17 protein-coding genes are annotated in these 17,379 nt (G+C 47.0%); 6 read left to right on the forward strand and 11 right to left on the reverse strand.

From position 1 onward, the window contains the following. Positions 1–89 precede the first annotated feature (89 nt). The 3 genes from ACQY6I_RS23940 to ACQY6I_RS23950 are packed head-to-tail and all read right to left on the reverse strand — an operon-like array spanning position 90 to position 1,476. Positions 90–647 (reverse strand): NnrU family protein, encoded by a 558-nt coding sequence (locus tag ACQY6I_RS23940; protein ID WP_428244165.1) that lies wholly within the window; start codon positions 645–647, stop codon positions 90–92. 43 nt (positions 648–690) lie between these two features. After that, positions 691–1,227 carry a gamma carbonic anhydrase family protein gene (locus ACQY6I_RS23945; RefSeq protein WP_428244167.1) on the reverse strand — a complete coding sequence of 179 codons (537 nt, stop codon included), beginning with the start codon at positions 1,225–1,227 and terminating at the stop codon, positions 691–693. Between the two features lie 45 nt (positions 1,228–1,272). After that, the gene (locus ACQY6I_RS23950; RefSeq protein WP_428244169.1) at positions 1,273–1,476 is read right to left on the reverse strand and encodes a DUF1127 domain-containing protein; all 204 of its coding nucleotides are present in this window, start codon (positions 1,474–1,476) and stop codon (positions 1,273–1,275) included. 187 nt (positions 1,477–1,663) lie between these two features. Here ACQY6I_RS23950 and ACQY6I_RS23955 point away from each other — a divergent pair, with 187 nt between their 5' ends. Then, the gene (locus tag ACQY6I_RS23955) at positions 1,664–2,581 is read left to right on the forward strand and encodes a LysR substrate-binding domain-containing protein (protein ID WP_428244171.1); all 918 of its coding nucleotides are present in this window, start codon (positions 1,664–1,666) and stop codon (positions 2,579–2,581) included. 11 nt (positions 2,582–2,592) lie between these two features. On the opposite strand, the gene ACQY6I_RS23960 is transcribed toward ACQY6I_RS23955, so the two are convergent. Next, positions 2,593–4,455: an EAL domain-containing protein gene (locus ACQY6I_RS23960; protein WP_428244173.1), complete on the reverse strand. Its 1,863-nt coding sequence runs from the start codon at positions 4,453–4,455 to the stop codon at positions 2,593–2,595. A gap of 203 nt (positions 4,456–4,658) precedes the next feature. Between ACQY6I_RS23960 and ACQY6I_RS23965 the strand changes: the two genes are divergently transcribed. The 3 genes from ACQY6I_RS23965 to ACQY6I_RS23975 are packed head-to-tail and all read left to right on the forward strand — an operon-like array spanning position 4,659 to position 6,516. Further along, a complete protein-coding gene (locus ACQY6I_RS23965; RefSeq protein WP_428244175.1) occupies positions 4,659–5,465 on the forward strand; it encodes a DUF4037 domain-containing protein in 807 nt (268 codons plus the stop codon). 20 nt (positions 5,466–5,485) lie between these two features. Beyond that, positions 5,486–5,818 (forward strand): CidA/LrgA family protein, encoded by a 333-nt coding sequence (locus ACQY6I_RS23970; protein ID WP_428244177.1) that lies wholly within the window; start codon positions 5,486–5,488, stop codon positions 5,816–5,818. Continuing rightward, a complete protein-coding gene (locus ACQY6I_RS23975; RefSeq protein ID WP_428244179.1) occupies positions 5,818–6,516 on the forward strand; it encodes an LrgB family protein in 699 nt (232 codons plus the stop codon). Before ACQY6I_RS23970 ends, ACQY6I_RS23975 begins: the two co-directional genes overlap by 1 nt. On the opposite strand, the gene ACQY6I_RS23980 is transcribed toward ACQY6I_RS23975, so the two are convergent. From ACQY6I_RS23980 to ACQY6I_RS23995, 4 genes are all read right to left on the reverse strand, one after another. Continuing rightward, positions 6,503–8,233, reverse strand: a complete 1,731-nt coding sequence (locus tag ACQY6I_RS23980) for a DEAD/DEAH box helicase (RefSeq protein WP_428244181.1) — start codon at positions 8,231–8,233, stop codon at positions 6,503–6,505. The genes ACQY6I_RS23975 and ACQY6I_RS23980 overlap by 14 nt on opposite strands. Positions 8,234–8,384: 151 nt before the next feature. Next, on the reverse strand, positions 8,385–9,686 hold the full coding sequence (locus ACQY6I_RS23985; RefSeq protein ID WP_428244182.1) for an outer membrane protein transport protein: 1,302 nt from the start codon (positions 9,684–9,686) through the stop codon (positions 8,385–8,387). Positions 9,687–9,897: 211 nt separating this feature from the next. Beyond that, positions 9,898–10,827, reverse strand: a complete 930-nt coding sequence (locus ACQY6I_RS23990; protein WP_428244183.1) for an alpha/beta fold hydrolase — start codon at positions 10,825–10,827, stop codon at positions 9,898–9,900. Positions 10,828–11,046: 219 nt separating this feature from the next. Continuing rightward, positions 11,047–11,709, reverse strand: a complete 663-nt coding sequence (locus ACQY6I_RS23995) for an OmpA family protein (RefSeq protein ID WP_428244184.1) — start codon at positions 11,707–11,709, stop codon at positions 11,047–11,049. Between the two features lie 242 nt (positions 11,710–11,951). On the opposite strand from ACQY6I_RS23995, the gene ACQY6I_RS24000 reads away from it, so the two are divergent. Next, positions 11,952–13,388 carry a substrate-binding periplasmic protein gene (locus ACQY6I_RS24000; protein WP_428244185.1) on the forward strand — a complete coding sequence of 479 codons (1,437 nt, stop codon included), beginning with the start codon at positions 11,952–11,954 and terminating at the stop codon, positions 13,386–13,388. Here ACQY6I_RS24000 and ACQY6I_RS24005 read toward each other — a convergent pair. Next, on the reverse strand, positions 13,361–14,455 hold the full coding sequence (locus tag ACQY6I_RS24005; RefSeq protein ID WP_428244186.1) for a glycosyltransferase: 1,095 nt from the start codon (positions 14,453–14,455) through the stop codon (positions 13,361–13,363). The genes ACQY6I_RS24000 and ACQY6I_RS24005 overlap by 28 nt on opposite strands. Positions 14,456–14,481: 26 nt before the next feature. Continuing rightward, on the reverse strand, positions 14,482–14,877 hold the full coding sequence (locus ACQY6I_RS24010; protein WP_428244187.1) for a MerR family transcriptional regulator: 396 nt from the start codon (positions 14,875–14,877) through the stop codon (positions 14,482–14,484). Positions 14,878–14,940: 63 nt separating this feature from the next. On the opposite strand from ACQY6I_RS24010, the gene ACQY6I_RS24015 reads away from it, so the two are divergent. Continuing rightward, the gene (locus tag ACQY6I_RS24015; protein WP_428244188.1) at positions 14,941–15,855 is read left to right on the forward strand and encodes a cation diffusion facilitator family transporter; all 915 of its coding nucleotides are present in this window, start codon (positions 14,941–14,943) and stop codon (positions 15,853–15,855) included. A 153-nt stretch (positions 15,856–16,008) separates the two neighbouring features. Here ACQY6I_RS24015 and ACQY6I_RS24020 read toward each other — a convergent pair whose 3' ends face one another. Further along, positions 16,009–17,373: an MATE family efflux transporter gene (locus tag ACQY6I_RS24020; RefSeq protein ID WP_428244189.1), complete on the reverse strand. Its 1,365-nt coding sequence runs from the start codon at positions 17,371–17,373 to the stop codon at positions 16,009–16,011. Positions 17,374–17,379: the final 6 nt, after the last annotated feature.

The raw sequence follows: 17,379 nt of genomic DNA on the forward strand, positions 1-17,379 counted from the left end.
TGCTCATACGAGTGCTTCAACGTTCACATCAGGCAGGAACATTCCTGTCTCTGCCCAACGGATTCTGACAACCTGAACGCCAGCAACTCCTAAACGATCGCCCGGACACCAAATAACCATGGATGAACAAACGCAACGATGACCGCAACAACAGTACCGGCGACCAACACCTGGATATCCTTGATCAATGGCAGTTTCTCTGTTTGCTGCAGAGCACCACGACGATTGGCGGACCACATGTCATACAACGAAAACAACAAAAAGGAACCAAACAGCAACAGCGAGGATAAATCACCATTGACCAGCAAGTGTCCACCTGACCACAGTGTTACACCCCATAGCTGGGGGTGACGGGTAAAACGCTTTATATTGCTTTTCATTCCTGCCGCGGCCATCAGGATAAAGGCTGGTACCATCAACAACGGCATGATTTTGTATGTCCAAAAGGGACTGACATACATAAAAACCGCATCTGAAACGGCCTTACCCCAGATTATCAGTGCCAGCCCGACGAAAGAGAGTAACGCAAACGCTCCCCGATAGGTGCGATCTCCAAACCGTTCTATCAGTGCCTGGCGGGTGCTTACAAAGCCAGGCAGTAGATGTATTCCAAAAAAAACGACAATGCCAATGACTAAAATGACCATTCCATCACCTCATAAGATATAAAGCATTGTCAGCAGCACGATGTTATTCAGCGTCTGACAGGTATTCGTTTTTTAGGTCCACGTAGTTTTGGGAGGAGTATTTAAAAAAGTTCAGTTCCTGATCCGTCAATGGACGCTTTTTCTGCGCCGGCGCCCCCATGTACAGGTAACCACTGTCCAACTGCTTACCAGGTGCAACCAACGAACCAGCGCCGATCACAACCCGCTCGGGAATGATTGCACCATCCAGAATTGTAGAGCCAATACCAATCAACACTTCATTATGAATAGTACAACCATGCAGACAAGCGTTATGACCAATCGTGACATCGTCGCCAATGGTTAATGGATAACCATCCGGGTTGTAGTGGCTGGCATGGGTAATGTGCAACACCGCACCATCCTGAACAGAAGTCCGGGCACCAATAGTAATTCTGTGCATATCTCCACGAATAACCGCCATTGGCCAGACAGAAGAGTCTTCGCCAATGCTGACATCGCCAATGATACAGGCTTGGTCAGAGACATAAGTGGAATCTGCAATTTTGGGGGTATGGGATTTGTAACACAGGATAGCCATAGAAGAGCCTCATTGTAGGAACGTAAGAGACTCTTCTAACATGCTTTAGCCTTTCCAGAAAGGTTTATGTACCTCCGCATTGGCCTCATAGGCAGTCAAACCGATATCCCTCAACAGGTGAGGGCTGAGATCTTTCAGTTGCTGGCGGGTTTTGTAGCGAAGGTTCCACAGCTTTAATGTTTGTAGGGAGAAATGCCATTCCCCTGCGTGGACATGTAGAGCAGGAACCAAAATTTTCAGAGTGGACATTCTGGTTACCTCATATCAATTGTTTATAATTTGTGTTGTGCTATCCGTCTGTCTTGCATGCGCGACTGTGCGCTTCTTTCGACAGGTCGACAAACGAGTATTTTTTAGTCCCGGATTATTTTCTTTCAGGCGAACTGTGTGCGTTTCAGAGACAAACCGGACTTACATCAATGTTGTTGGAATTGTTATGGCTGAACTGCCACCACTCAATGCCCTTCGGGCTTTTTTATACGCAGCCGAAACCCAAAGTTTCAAAAAAGCTGCGGAGCGATTGTTTGTCACACAAGCGGCAGTCAGTCATCAAATTCGTTTGCTGGAAGATTCTCTGGAAACTCAACTGTTTCTGCGCTTAAACCGTGAAGTCAAACTCACAGATGAAGGTGCCCGCTTGTTGCCCTATGTCCGTTCTGCATTTCGCTCGCTGAAATCCGGCGTCGATCAGTTGCGGGCAGATCCGTCTCCGGATCGTCTGGTTATTTCGGTGCTGCCGTCATTTGCATCACGATGGCTACTTGGGCATTTAAAAGGGTTTCAGGCCAGTTATCCGGACATACATCTAGTACTGCGTTCTGATAATGAGCTTGAAACCTTTGAAGAAAGTGATTGTGACCTGGCCATTCGCCTCGGAGATGGCAAGTATCCCAATTTGCGCTCTGAGTTCTTAATGCGGGATGCCAAAATTGTGGTTGCCCATCCGGATCTGACCGAGCAAGGATCTCTGTCTATCGAACGCCTCAAAACACTGCCGTTGCTGGAAGACGCTGGTCCCGATGGTTCTGGCTGGTTGAACTGGTTGACGGAACAGGAATTGGACCCTGATGATTTTCGTATTTCCCTGACCGTCAATGATTCAGGTATGGCCATTGATGCCACCCTTGATGGTCAGGGAATTGGTCTGGTTCGCAAATCACTGGCCCAAGACCTGATCTCCTCAGGCAAATTACTGAAAGTAAATGACTACGAAATCAATCTGACTTATTCCTATTATCTGGTTGCCCCGGAACATCATTTCCAGAAAACCAAGGTCAGAATATTTGCGGAGTGGCTGCACAAGGAACTGGAAGCCAGTTTTCTACCTGAATATTTTGCTTATTATGGCAGTTGACCACGATCGCCTCACTGCTGGCGTCTGACATGTGTCGCAATAAAACGCGGATTTTCATGAAGTGTTTCAGTCGCCAGAAGATTACCTTTAAGATAATTAAATCCCAGCGCTTCGGCGGCCCGTTTGAGAGTGCCGGTATCGATACCATCCGCAACCACTGTCTGCTGGTTAGCATGACAAAATGACACTACTGCTTTTACCAGACGCTCCTTGCGTATGTCGGTCGTCATGGTTTTGATCAGATGATGGGCAAGCGTAACAATGTCAATCGGCAAGGTCACCAGCATCCCCATACGAATGTCCATGTCGCTGATTCCGGACAGGGCGATTTTGGCCCCCTGCTGCCGAAGCACTCGCATGATTTCCTGACAGCGATCCACATCAAACGGATCTGCCGGTAGCGTTACATTAAGAATTAGTGTGAGGTCGTGGGCACCGGCCTGCTGGCAGAGATCAAACAGAATTTTATAGATACGGGCATTAAACAAGTCTGCCAGCAACAGATTTACAGACAGGTTGGTCTTATGCTCACTAAGATAGTGCTCCACATGCTGTAACAAATGATCACTCACCTGTTCATATAACCCAAATTTCTGGGCCATACCAAGGTATTCATCCAGCGCGGCAAAACCATCCTCCAGATTATCAATTTTCAGAACACATTCCTGCCAGGCTACTTTGCCTGTGCGTGCAGAAAACACAGTCCGGGTTGAGATAATGGTTTTTCGCTCCTCAAGATTAGCCCGCAATACGCGGTACTTTTTGCGGTAGTTGAGATCAAAGGATTCTTCCTTAAGCGTTTCGTCCAATACTACGCAAAGCAATTGTTTTTCCTGAGCCTGCCGCACAGCCAATTGACAATCAGCAACCACCTGATTTGGTGAGCGCCCCCTGATGGCCACACACGCAGCCGTGACACTGAGCAGATATTTCCCTGCTGATTTCGCCTCATTCAGATATCGGTTCAGCTGTTCAATATATCTGTAAAGGCTGACCTCCAGATGTCTTTCCGTCTGCGATGCCGTCTCTGACAACAACAATACCACTTGGTTATCAGACCACTGATAGGCCGAAAATGGAAAAGTGGGTACTTTTTTATTCAGGCGCTCACCCAGCAATTGCATGATTCTCATTCGAGTTGCCGCATCACCGATCGCCAGAATCTGGCTCAAATGATCCACCTCGACCAATACCAACCACCGGGCCTGATGCCATTCCTGGACATTGGCCAGATCATTGGCTTTTATCAGTCCGGAATATTGATCGTAATGGACCAACTCAATCACCGAACGAAAAAACTCCTCGTTGTAACGCTTGGACAGAATACCCACCAGACTCAGCAATACGTAGGTACCCAGAATCATCATCCATAAGGTGATAGACGTGGAGTAATAGGCAGTCTCCATCACTCCACTAACATGGGGTAACCAGCAGATACATATCCAGATGAAAAATAATTGTGTCTGTATTGCCGCCGAAAAACTGTTGTACAGACCGGCTGCGAGAAACGGAAAACACAAAATAAACATGAACTGGACCTGATAGGCACCCGGTAGGTAATACGACATCGGGATAACCAGAAAAAACAGCAATGTCAGAAACCTTGCCAGCACATCGAACCGTCCGGAACTCCATAATAACAAGGCTCCCACACCTATAATGGCGCAGGCTCCCAAATAGACCCAGGCGGGTAGCTCGGCTTCAAAATATGTCCGTAGAGAGAGCAGAAATAAGGGGGTAAAAGTGAAAAAACCACTGACAATCAACAGGATTCTACTTTTTAACAACTGCTGGGCATCCACCATGCGCTGGTACCACAGCGTTGATTGATAGTCCTTAAAAAAAGTTTCGTCATCCAAAGATGTGTCAAACATGATTCTGCCTTTCAGTCACCGCATTTGTTTTCTTTCTTAAAAACTGAAAATTTCAGCCTTCATGCAGTCTAACAGCGTTAGAGTGCTTTTAAAGCATCTGTGTTTAAGTTAAATCAATATGTCAAAATCAGACTGATCGATAATAGCCACAATGGCAAATTTCCTTAACAATGACGGTGCTGGTGGCGTAAAAGGAATCTGATATGAAACTCCTGTTAAAAGAAATTATAGGTGAGTATCAGCACAATACCTGTGTTGAAGGCATAATGTTGGGTGGTTCCCGATCAACGGAGTCAGAAGATCAGTTGTCTGACTACAATCTTTACGTATACCACCATGAAGATATCTCTGTTTCTGAGCGCCAACAAATTACAAACAAGTTCTGTCGTTATATGGAACTGAACAATCAGTTCTGGGAAGTACAGGATGATGGTCAGTTAAATGATGGCTCAGAAATTGTGATTGTGTACCGCAATCTGATTCAGTTTGATCGTCAGCTCCATGAGGTTGCCTTTCGACATCAGGCACAACTGGGTGCTACAACTGCACACTGGTACAACTTTCTGCATGCAGAAATTCTCTTTGACCGTCATGGCAGGCTGGCAGAACTGCAGCAGAAATACACCATCGCCTATCCGTTTCAGCTGCAAAGCAATATTCTGCAAAAAAACCATGCACTGTTGAGACGCCAAATGCCTGCTTATCTGTTTAAGATAGAGAAGGCATTAGTGCGCCAGGACCGGGTTTCATTAAATAATCTGTTATCCAGGTTCATGGCCAGCTACTTCGATATCGTATTTGCGGTTAACGAAAAGCTGCATCCGGGTGACAAAAAACTGGTTTCTCATGTTTTACGCCGATGCAGCCATATTCCGAAAAACTTTGAATCGCGTCTTAATCGCTGTTTTGAGCTGGCGGGCGGCGCCAGGCAGGAACTGCTGGCAGAATTAAACCTGCTCATTGATGAACTTGATCATATGATCAAACATCGAGCATCATCTTCACTGTAAATATTTGGATCATTCTCAGTATGTTTGGCTTTTTTATTCTCCTCGCCTACTGGCTGGCCGGAGAATATCTGGTTTACCTGTTTGCCTGGCCCATCCCAGGCAGTGTTGTCGGTCTGCTGGCCCTTTGGCTGACACTGGTGGCGCTGCAACGTGTACCCGATTCTTTAAAAAACACATCTTCGACATTGCTGCGTTATCTGACGTTACTGTTTGTACCAGCCGGCGTCGGTCTCATCGAACACTGGCCACTATTGATGCGCAGCGGGATCTGGATTTTACTGATCATTACAGCCAGCACACTGTTCACAGCAACGGCCATGATCATTATTTTTAAAGCATTTGGGACCAAATAATGACAAGTTCTATTCAAATGCTACTGGCGTTGTGTATCACCATTGGTACTTACCTTCTGGCCGAACAGATCTATCGCAAATTCCATCGCTCGGCATTGGTCCATCCTGTGATCGTGACTATTTTTACAATTATGGGGTTATTGAAACTACTCGGTTGGGAATATCCGCAGTATCGTCAGGACACAACCATGATTCACTTCATGCTGGGCCCGGCAACCGTAGCCCTGGCAATACCGCTGTATGAAAACATCTCTCTGATCCGAAAAATGCTGATACCACTTATGGTCGCCACATTGGTTGGTGCTTTTATCGCCTCATCCAGTGCTTTTCTGTTGTCAGAGTGGCTTATCAACACAGATGTTCTGAGTCGATCCATGCTGGTGAAGTCTATTACCACCCCCATCGCCATTGGCGTTGCGGAAAAGGTCGGAGGTAGTGGCTCGCTAGCTGCGGGACTGGTACTGCTGACAGGGGCGATTGGTTGTTTGGTATTACCAGGATATCTGCGTCTGTTGAAGCTTCAGTCAGAACCGGCGGAAGGCTTTATTATGGGCATGACCGCCCACGGATTTGGAACAGCCCAGGCATTTGAAAAATCGGTCACCTGTGGTGCATTTGCCGGCCTGGCGATGAGCCTGACCGGCGTAGTAACAGCGATACTGATTCCGTTATTTGTGCCGGTAATCAGCCTTTTTTAGCACGATGACGAGACTTGGACGGCTTTTCATCTTCCCATAGGCGAATATTTAACGGTCGGCTACGCACTTTAACGTTTTTCAACTGTTTAAATACTTCCTTTGGCATTTCGTCTGGCAGCTCAACAATGGAGAAGTTTTCGCTGAGACGAATATTACCGATAAACTGACTTTCAATACCGGCTTCATTGGCAATAGCGCCCACAATGTCACCAGGTCTGATACCATCGCGACGACCAACATCGAGACGATATTTCTGCACTTTTATACCATCCGGCAAACTACGCGATTTGCGTTCCCCAGACTTACCACCACTTCTTTCACGGCGGTCATCGCGACGCTCATCTCGCCGGCCTCGGGGCTGAACGATAAAATCATTACTAAGTTCGCCCACCAGCAATGGTGTTCCCTGTTGGGCAATATACCCTAACGCTGCAGCAATATTGATTGGTTCTATCTCATGCTCCTGGTGCAACCCCATAATCAAATCCACCAGAATATCCTTGTCAGGCGTTCCATCGATATCCTGAACCACTGACAGAACGGTATCTTTAAACTCTTTGATCCGCTGCTCACTCAGTTGTTCAGCGGTTGGCAACTTCATAACCGGAATCGGAGCCTGAGTATGCTGCTCGATGGTTCTGAGCAGACGCTGTTCACGAGGAGTAATCAACAGAATCGCTTTACCACTGCGGCCAGCACGCCCTGTACGGCCGATACGATGGACATAAGCTTCGGAGTCATAGGGGATATCATAATTGATTACGTGACTGATGCGTTCTACGTCAAGGCCACGAGCAGCGACATCGGTGGCAATAACGACATCCAGCTTGCCTTTTTTGAGTCGCTCAATGGTTTTCTCACGCTGTGCCTGGTTCATGTCGCCATTCAACGCAGAACTGGAAAAACCACGAGCTTCCAGTTTTTCCGCCAGTTCTGTCGTCGCTGTTTTGGTCCGTACAAACACAATCGCAGCATCAAAGTCCTCAACTTCCATCACCCTGGTCAAGGCATCAAGCTTACGATTTGGCTGAACCATCAAGTGACACTGTTCAATCCGTTCAACAGTAGTGGACTCTCTTGCCACCCGCACTTCGACCGGATCCCGCAGATAGTTAGCAGTAACTTTACGAATAGGTTCCGGCATGGTGGCCGAAAACAGGGCAACTTGCCGTTCCTTAGGAGTATGCTCCAGAATCCATTCGACATCCTCAATAAAACCCATGCGCAACATTTCATCGGCTTCGTCCAGGACCACAGTCTTAAGCTGCGACAAATCCAGACTGCCTTTGCGCAAGTGATCCATTACCCTTCCAGGTGTACCCACGACCACATGCACCGGACGTTTCAAAGCCCGCAGTTGCACGCGCATGTCCTGTCCACCGTAAATCGGTAATACATGAAAACCCTTGATAAAATGCGCATAGGACTGAAATGCTTCGGCTACCTGAATGGCCAGTTCCCGGGTAGGTGCCAACACCAGAGCCTGCGGAGATACTTGTTGAAGATCCAGGTTATGTAAAACAGGCAAGGCGAAAGCAGCGGTTTTTCCGGTACCAGTCTGGGCAATTCCCAGTAGATCACGGCCGCTCATCAAGGAGGGTATGGTTTGCGACTGAATAGGTGACGGACTTTCATACCCGATCGCCGATAGCGCTTTCATCACAGGCTCGGAAAGCTGTAAATCGGCAAAAGAGGTAGTGTGTTCGGAATCGGTCATATGAAAGAGCCTGCAGAATAAAAAATTGGGGGGCGCGGATTATATAGAGTTTCGCGACAAAACACAGAGGCAATTCACAGAAATTACAGAATTTTGCAGAAAAATAAAGCCGGAAGCCCGGCTTTATTCATGCTAATGACCCGCTCAGGGCTTAAAAAGCCATAGTCAGACCCAAAGCATAGGTCCAGGCTTCGGATTCATCGAACACAACTCTAAAAGAACCATTATCTACCGTCGTTTTATCCAGATTGGTATATCCCAGACCAGCAGAGAGGGAGAAATTATCGCTAAGTGAATAACGACCTCCCAGGCTTAACGTGTACGAATCACCCCGAGGCTGACGCAGGGAGTCGCTGTCAACACCGTCAGGCAGATCCTCATCGCCCAGTTTAACCGTACTCGCATAACTGGCCGCCATTACCAGTTTATCGGTTACCTGATGGCCAACACCGAAACGGTAGTCCAGGGTATCATTGGAGAACAATCCCAGATCAACGTCGTAATCATTGTCACCTGTACCAGAACTGTTTGTCTTACTGGTTACATTCAGGGAACCAAGGTCAGACCAATTGCTCAAATGCAAATTACCAAACACCAGCCATTTTGGCCAGATACCAGTCTGCAGAGTTAAATTCCATGATGCCGGCGTAGTCAAATCTGCCTTGACAGTATCCGTTGCAACCCTGTTTTGGAGCGCCTGAATGCCTGCTCCACCAGTGACGGTTCCCTTAATGGTGTAATCAATAGGTGAGTGGTAGAACACGCCAATCTTCAACGCAATATCTTTGATCTCATATCCAACACCAGCAACGTATCCTGCTTCATAGCTGGTACCCATGTCGTAGCTGATATTGTCATTTTCGCCCGTACCTAACCCGCCGGGGGCTGTCGCCGCTGCCACACCATTCATCATATCGGACGAAAAGATGGCGTGGATGCTTTGAAATTTAGGCCCGGCAAAAAACGTCAGCCGGCTTTTACCCATCTGTAACCCATAACCGCACGCAACGGTCCAGGCATTACTGGTCACTTCTGTTTCAATAGGGGTATGTTCTTCATCTTTTTTAGAGTTGAGGCCACTGGTCCCGTTAAAATAGCTCAATGACTCATCCGCTATTTTTGTATGTGTTTTATAAGGTTCATCTGTTTGAAAGGCACAGCTGATGGAATCCGTTATCGCCAGTCTCGCACCTACCTGAAGACTCATATAGTCGAACGCAACATCATCAAGCTTGACATCAGCTGAATTAAAATTGCCACCTACATTACTGGTACTGTTGGCCTTGCCTGTTAACTCGACAGCCGTGGAGTAGGTCATGATGGTAATTTCATTGCCAGTACCCAAAATAATGTCAAAGGGTTGACCGGAATTATCAAAACCACCCGCTATGGTTGTGCTTGCCAATGCTGAGATAGCAGCCGCTAAAGGCAAGCGTTTAGTGAACTTACTCACATTATTCTCCTTCCATTATTAATTATTGTTGTCTGAAGCATGTCAAGAATATGTTTACTCAGACACAAGAACTAGCTTTTACAGTATTAATTCATTAAGCCTGGAGAATCTACTGCCAATGATGAATTTTTTTATGTAAATCAATATGTTAACACCGATTACATGGAAACATTACTGATCTGCTCTGGCCACAATAGATGGAATAAAACCGTTATTTGCGAATACTTACGGTCTGAATCCATTGCCGGAGCATCTCCCAAACCTCATTGGCATTCGTTTCATTGATCACTTCATGGCGCGCATCATTGATCAGTGTCACCTCTACCTGACGCACTCCGCTGGCAGTCATCAATGAAGCCAGTTTACGCACCCCAGCCCCAAAAAACCCGACAGGATCCTTTTTGCCGCTTACCAAATAAACTGGCAAGTCAGGTGGTAGCGGCTGTACGTTTTTCATTCTGGACAGTCCAATCTGTCCACGCAGAAAATCTATCCACAATTGATTGCTACAAGGGAAACCACACAGGGGATCAGCAAGATATTTATCCACCTGGGTATTATCCCGGCTCAACCAGTCAAACTCAGAACGATTGGGTTTGAAGTAGCGATTAAAGTTCTTGAATGGCAGAACATTGACCAGATGACTGATCCCACGCGCGCCCAATCGTAATTTTTCAAGCGTCGCTACCATAATTCCAAAACGAAGCAATAGGCTGGAATTCAGACCCGACCCGGTCAATAACAGGCCATCGCAGCCTTCGCCTTCAGCCATCACAGCGGCCATGGCAATGTATGATCCCATACTATGGCCCAACAGCGTCAATGGCATATCGCGGGAGGTATTTTTGATATGGCATTTAAGCTGGTTAACATCTGACACAACTTTGTGCCAGCCATCCTGATCAGCATAATGCCCCAAATGCTCAGGCTCACAGTGTTCACCATGCCCCCGGTGCTCAACTGCCCAGACATTAATGCCATGTTCGGTCAGATACTCTGCGAACTCTTCATATCGCTGGGCATGCTCGGATATGCCATGGGCTATCAACACGCTTGCTACTGGCTCTCTGGCAAGCCAGGCCCGGTAAGGGATTTCATGCTGATCACTGGCAATTAAGAAGTCTTCCAGATACTGATGCATAATTCTGGTCATCTCCTGTATATAACAAGACTGGGCGGGATAGGTGAGTTTTGATAACAGTGCTTACCCGGTTAACAGTGATTATTGTGGTTAAGCACAATGCCTGGCTATCATGCCAGACAAACACCAATCCGGCCAATAGCTACACCTGATCTGATCCTAGTAGTCAATGTTCACCGGATAATAGTCAGCTATTATCCGGTGAACTCTATATAAAGACTATTTGGTGATTGGTTCCAGAGTCAGTTCAACACGACGATTCTGCGCCCGTCCTTCAGCAGTTGCATTGGTTGCAATAGGATTGGATTCACCAAAGCCGCGAGCCGCCAGACGCGCTGTTTGAATGCCTTTTCCAGCCAGATAGTGTGCAACACTCATCGCTCTTTTTTCGCTCAAAGTCTGATTGTAAGACTCAGAACCCACGCTGTCGGTATATCCATCGATGGTAATCAAAGTGCTTTCATACTCTTCCAGTACAGTCGCAACACCATCCAGAGTGCGGGTGAAATCAGGATTGAGCTCTGCCCGGCCTGTTGGAAATGTAATATTTCCAGGCATATTCAGAATAATATTATTGCCATCACGCGTAACCGTAACACCGGTACCCGCCATCTTCTGGCGAAGTTTGTTTTCCTGGCGGTCCATATAATAGCCAACACTGCCACCAGCCAATCCGCCAATTCCGGCACCAATCAACGCGCCTTTCATACGATCTTCCTTGGAAATGGCAGCTCCGAGAATGCCACCGAGCGCGGCACCGGCAATACCTCCCTGAGAGGTTTTATTGAGTTCTTTTTCTCCGGTCATCGGATCATAAGTGACGCACGAAGTCAGTCCCATACAGGCAATCATTGCCCCTATAACTACACTGCTTTTTTTCATACTGCTTGTTTACCTTCTCATAGTTGATATGTGAGACATACAGAATAGTAAAATAAACGCATCCGGCATGAATTATCTGCCGGAAAACAGAGAATCAATGCACAAAGACATAAAAAACTTCTGTCATAACAGAAAAAAACGACTCTTGTTCATGCTTCCCAAACCACTTGCTCTATGCTGTTTATGAGCTCAATCATACAATGCCGGACAAGGTAATTTATAGCAACTGGAGTAAAGGCTCTATGCGCAAAATAACCAGTATAGTTTTGCTTACCATAATACTTTTGTTGCTGCCAATATCAGCATGGCCAAAATCAACAGTAACGCTGGGATCGGGGTACTGGCCACCTTATAGCGATGCAACCCTGCCATATCATGGCTTACTGCCACGTATTGCCAGCGAAGCCTTGGAAGCAGCCGGTCAGGCGGTTGAGTTCCAATTTGAGGACTGGGATAACATTCTGAAGCTTTTAAACAAGGGTCAACTGCAAGGATCCATTGGCTGGGTCAAAACCCAGGAACGAAATGAACGCTATTACTACAGTCATCCCGTTGTACAGATAACCATTGTCTTTTTGCATAGAGCCGATGTGAACTTCAGTTGGGACAACTTTGAAGACCTTAAATCCTGGAAAATCGGCACCATTGATTCATACTCTTATGGGGAAAAATTTGATCAGGCGGTGAAAGACTTCCACCTCAATACGGTTAGCACGCATACCAATGAGAATAACATTGAAAAGCTGATCAAAGGCGATATTGATCTGGTCCCTATAGATCTCAATGTAGGTGAGTACCTGTTAGATAGGAAATTCAGCAAATACCGTCAGCAGCTTACATTTGACGAAAGAAGCCTGACCAGTGAAACGCTTTATTTCATCAGCCCCAGGTCCATACCCAAGGCCAAGCAATTAATCGAAACCTTCAATCGCGGATTAGCTATTTTGCGACAAACCGGCCAGTTTCAACACATCGTGGAAAATATGGCAGTGATCAATTCTTTGGCTCAATTCAGATTCTATTCAGAACAAAATGGGCCAATGAATTACATCGATGGTGGTCGACCACGCGGAGTGGTTACCCATGTATTAACAGCCATACTGGATCAGATAGGCGCTGATGTTAGTGATGATCAGTTTGCCTTCGTGCCCTGGTCTCGTGCATACAGGGAAGCATTGAACCATCCGAATGTAATTATATTTTCCATGACCAAAACACCGGAGCGAGACGAGCGGTTTAACTGGATTGGCCCAATTTACCGATCCAATATTATCATTTTGGGGAAACCTAATCTCGACCCGCCCAAACCACACTCCAGTAGCCGTATCTGTGCTGTTCGCGATGATGTCGGTCATCAACAACTACTCGCCAATAGTTATCTGAAAAACCAAATTGAATTGACTTCCAAAGCCGAAGCGTGTGCTCGGATGCTTGTCAATGGACGAATAAATTTCTGGGTGTACGGACGCGATACCAGCCAATGGTATTTACAACGCCTGCAATCTGATAAAAACGCATTCAGCGAATATCAGGAACTGACTGAATCCTCACGTTACATAGGTATCAGCCTGGGTTCAGACCCTGCGGTAGTGGCCGCACTCAACCGTGGTTTTGAATACATCAAACTGAGTGGTGAGCTCAACCGCATCATTCAGCTGGAACTGCAACGATCAGATTGAAACATCAAGCGCTCGGTTTTACTGATCATCTGCTCAATCGAAAAACTGTCTGCTATCCACTGACGCAACTGTTCAGGATCAAAGTGCACCTGACCACTGATAATTGCTTGTACAGCGTCAGCCATTGCCGCGGTGTCATCTATATCCACCAACACCCCGTAGCGACCATTCGCCAATAACTCCTCACTGCCCGAGACACGGGTCGATACCACCGGCTTTCCGAAGCTCATGGCTTCATTCAAAACATTGGCCATCCCTTCAAAGCGTGAGCACAGTAAAAACACATCAATACCACTGTAAAACGGGCGGGTATCCTGTAAATACCCAACGTAGTGCACTCGATGCGCGATCGGGGAGTCGGCAATGATTGCTTTAATTTTCTGCTCATACTGACCTCCTCCAGCATGAACCACATGAACATGCTCCGGCAGTCTCGCAAGAATGTCCGGCAATAGCTGAAATCCTTTTTGCATTGAAAAGCGACCCGCGCATCCAATCAATACTGTTTCTTCAGGCAGCCCAAACTGTTTTCGATAATCCACCACGGGCTCAGTTTTGGCCGGCAAATCAAAGCCGTTGTAAATCAAATGGACGTTTCGTTCAGAAAACAATGGCGAGTCTGAGATCAGCGCCTGTTTTAAAGATCCGCTGTTGACCAGTACTTCAGCTCTAAAACGCCGAAATACTGAACGATACTTGATGTTGTTTTTAACGTTTCTCAACACCCCAAGATACAACACGATGTTGGGAACAGAACACAGCCATGCCGAAAAAGATACCAGCCACCAGTCTTTCTTGGAGGCAGCGAACACAGCATGGGGGCGTACTCTTCTCAGCAACCGCACATAATGCCAAACCACCAGAGGGTTCAGGTCTCCACCTCGAAAAGGAACACTGACAACCTCTATTTCCGGATAAGGCTGGAATCGCTCTGCAAACATTCCCTGTAACAGCACGACGGTGACCCGATAACCTCTCTGACTCAACATCCGCGCCCGTAGCAAAACGTTTTTCTCAATCCCGCCCCAAACATCAGAAGGGGCAAAAAATACACACCGTTTACTCATTCAGTTTTCCATTTCACCGTGATTATTTATTGACCTGCCAGCAAGGCACTGGTCAGAGAACAGGTATGCTCATCGTGTCGACCATCGCACAATTGCAACAGCTCATGCAGTTCATCGCGGATAAAAACCAGGTTTGCAATTTTATCTTCGATGTTCGCCACCTGTTGTTCAAATAGTGTTCGCTTTTCCTGACATAGAGGTTGCTGACGCTGAAGGGTGTCAATCATTTGTTTGACTGTCGATTGTGGAATCCCCAACTCCTTACATCGAATAATAAACTGTAATTCCGCGACATGTTTCTGCTGATAGACCCGGTAACCTGATTCACTCCTGGGCACTGGTGACAACATCTTCTGACTCTCGTAATAACGAATTGTATTTGCCGACAGGCCAAATTGTTTTTGAAGCTGACTAATACGCACCTTGACTCTCCATTAACTGTAGAGTTTATAACAGCCACTGTACCAGACCTGGAGATATTTCGCATGAGCCATAGTCATCACGACCATCATCATCATCACGATAGCAGTCAGTCTATGGGATTGGCATTCCTGCTGAATACGGTATTTATGGTCATTGAGTTTATTGGTGGGCTGTTAACTGGTTCCACGGCGATCCTATCCGATGCCATTCACGACCTTGGTGACAGTATTGCTCTGGCGTCTGCCTGGTTAATGGAGAAAAAATCCCTGAAACCGGCAGATTCCCGTTATACCTTTGGTTATCGCCGATTAAGCAGTCTGAGTGCCTTACTTAACGCGACAATACTTGTGGCCGGTAGCCTCTGGGTCATTGGTCTCAGTATCAGTCGTTTCTGGCAACCAACAGAATTACATGTAGAAGGTATGTTGGGCCTGGCGATACTGGGTACGGCGGTTAACGGCTTTGCAGCCATCCGCATTATCCGGAAATCCAACAACCTGAACCAAAACGTGATGCGTTGGCATTTACTGGAAGATGCACTGGGATGGCTGGCAGTTCTAATTGGAGCCATTATTATCCGTCTGACTGGCTGGACCTGGATAGATCCATTACTGGCCATCCTGGTTGCCATCATCGTGGGTTCTGCTGCATTCCGATCACTGCAAAAGGCCTATGCGATTATTAGTCAGCAATCACCTGAACCCGAGCTATATCATACGATCAAAGCCAGGGTGGAGGCACTTAAGGCCGTGGACTCGGCACATCATCTGAGATTATGGACTCAGGATGGAGAGAGCCATGTCTTGAGCCTGCATGTCGTGACGCATGAAGAAATCACGTCCACTCAGTATCAGGCACTCAAGCAGGAGCTAAAAGATGTGCTCGCTGAATTTCACATAGATCACTCCACTGTCGAAATTGAATATCCGCAAGAAAGGTGTCGGCTGGACAAAGTCGAAGGAACTGCCGAAAAATAACCTGTGTTCGCAGGACGTTGTCAGTGCCGTCCGAAGGCGGCACATTCTCTCGTCCTCATTTACGCAGATAAACTGCAGTTTTGCGAACGAGGTCCTCTAGTTCTTTTTTGGTATTCATGGGCGGTGTCGTATCTATCACCGCCCAATCAATAGTCATACCGCCTCAGACTCCAGCTCTCTCAACTCCCGGTATCCAATACGAATAAACATCCAGGACACCAGAAATGTTCCAAGACTGGCAATGGGGTAAGTGAACCATATCGCGTTGACCCCCAGCAGTGCCGGTGTCACCAGCAGCAGCGGCAGATGTAACAAATATACTCTGAAACTCGACAGGAACAATGCCGGCTTGGCCTTGCCAATTGCCTGAAAGTAGGCCGTCCAGATACTGGCTGCCCCCATCACAAAAAAGCCCAGGAATACATACCGGGCAATAAAGACACCTTGTTTCAACAACTGCGGATCACTGGTAAACAGATGGAGAATATGTTCAGGCAAAAACACCATCAACAGCGTACAAAGAGTGGTGTATAAAGTTACCACAATAACCGCAAGGGAAGAGATTGCCCTTACCCGGTCAAATTGACGGGCACCGTAGTTATAACTGCAGATCGTCTGATAAGAGATCACCATACCTACGAGTGGGAAAAACAAAAACATGAATATGCGGGCAACAATACCATAGGCGCTAATGATGTAATCTGTCTCTGCCAGTCCCGAACGACTCAACGTTGCGTTCACCATGCCAATCACCACCGATACTCCGACATTGGAAAAAAAGATTGGCAAACCCAGCAGGAAAATATTCTTACTGATTGAGTGATCCAGTTTAAACGTCGTCAGTTTAATCTTCAGGTGAGTCCGGCCGGATAAAAACAACCACAACATCATTAATACGGTAATGGCTTGAGACAGAACAGTCGCCAAAGCAACCCCCACAACACCCCAGTGCAAAACATAAATGGCAACAGGATCAAGTATGATGTTCAAAATAGATGACAACAAAATTGAAAACATCAGATAGTGCATTTTCCCTTCCGCCCGGGCAAGATCATTCAAGCAGCTCAACAGCATGACGATTGTGGTACCCCAGACGATGGGAACCAGATAAGCAACAGAGTACCCCCATAGCTGACTGGTCACACCGAGCAAATGTAACAATGGCGCCATGAATACCTGTATCAGCAATGTCAGCAATAACCCGCAAACCAGAGCCAGAAACAACGCATTTCCAGTTACCTCCTGGGCACCCTTTTCATCTTTGGCACCGAGCCTGCGGGTCACAATTGAAGCAGTGCCGGATCCGATCAATCCGGCAACAGCAAAAATCGCCATCTGAATCGGAAAGACGATCGATACGCCACCAATGGCCAGGGAATTAACCCCGCGTGCAATAAACAATGCATCCACCACATTATAAAGTCCGCCTACCAGCAGGCCCAAAATGATAGGCATCGAAAGCGACGCAAACAAACGGCCAATAGGAGCCGTCCCCAGTCTTGCAGAATGAGCAGACATACTAGT

Origin of the sequence: Gynuella sp. (assembly GCF_050297175.1) — a bacterium.
In the GTDB taxonomy this organism is placed as follows: Bacteria; Pseudomonadota; Gammaproteobacteria; order Pseudomonadales; family Natronospirillaceae; genus Gynuella.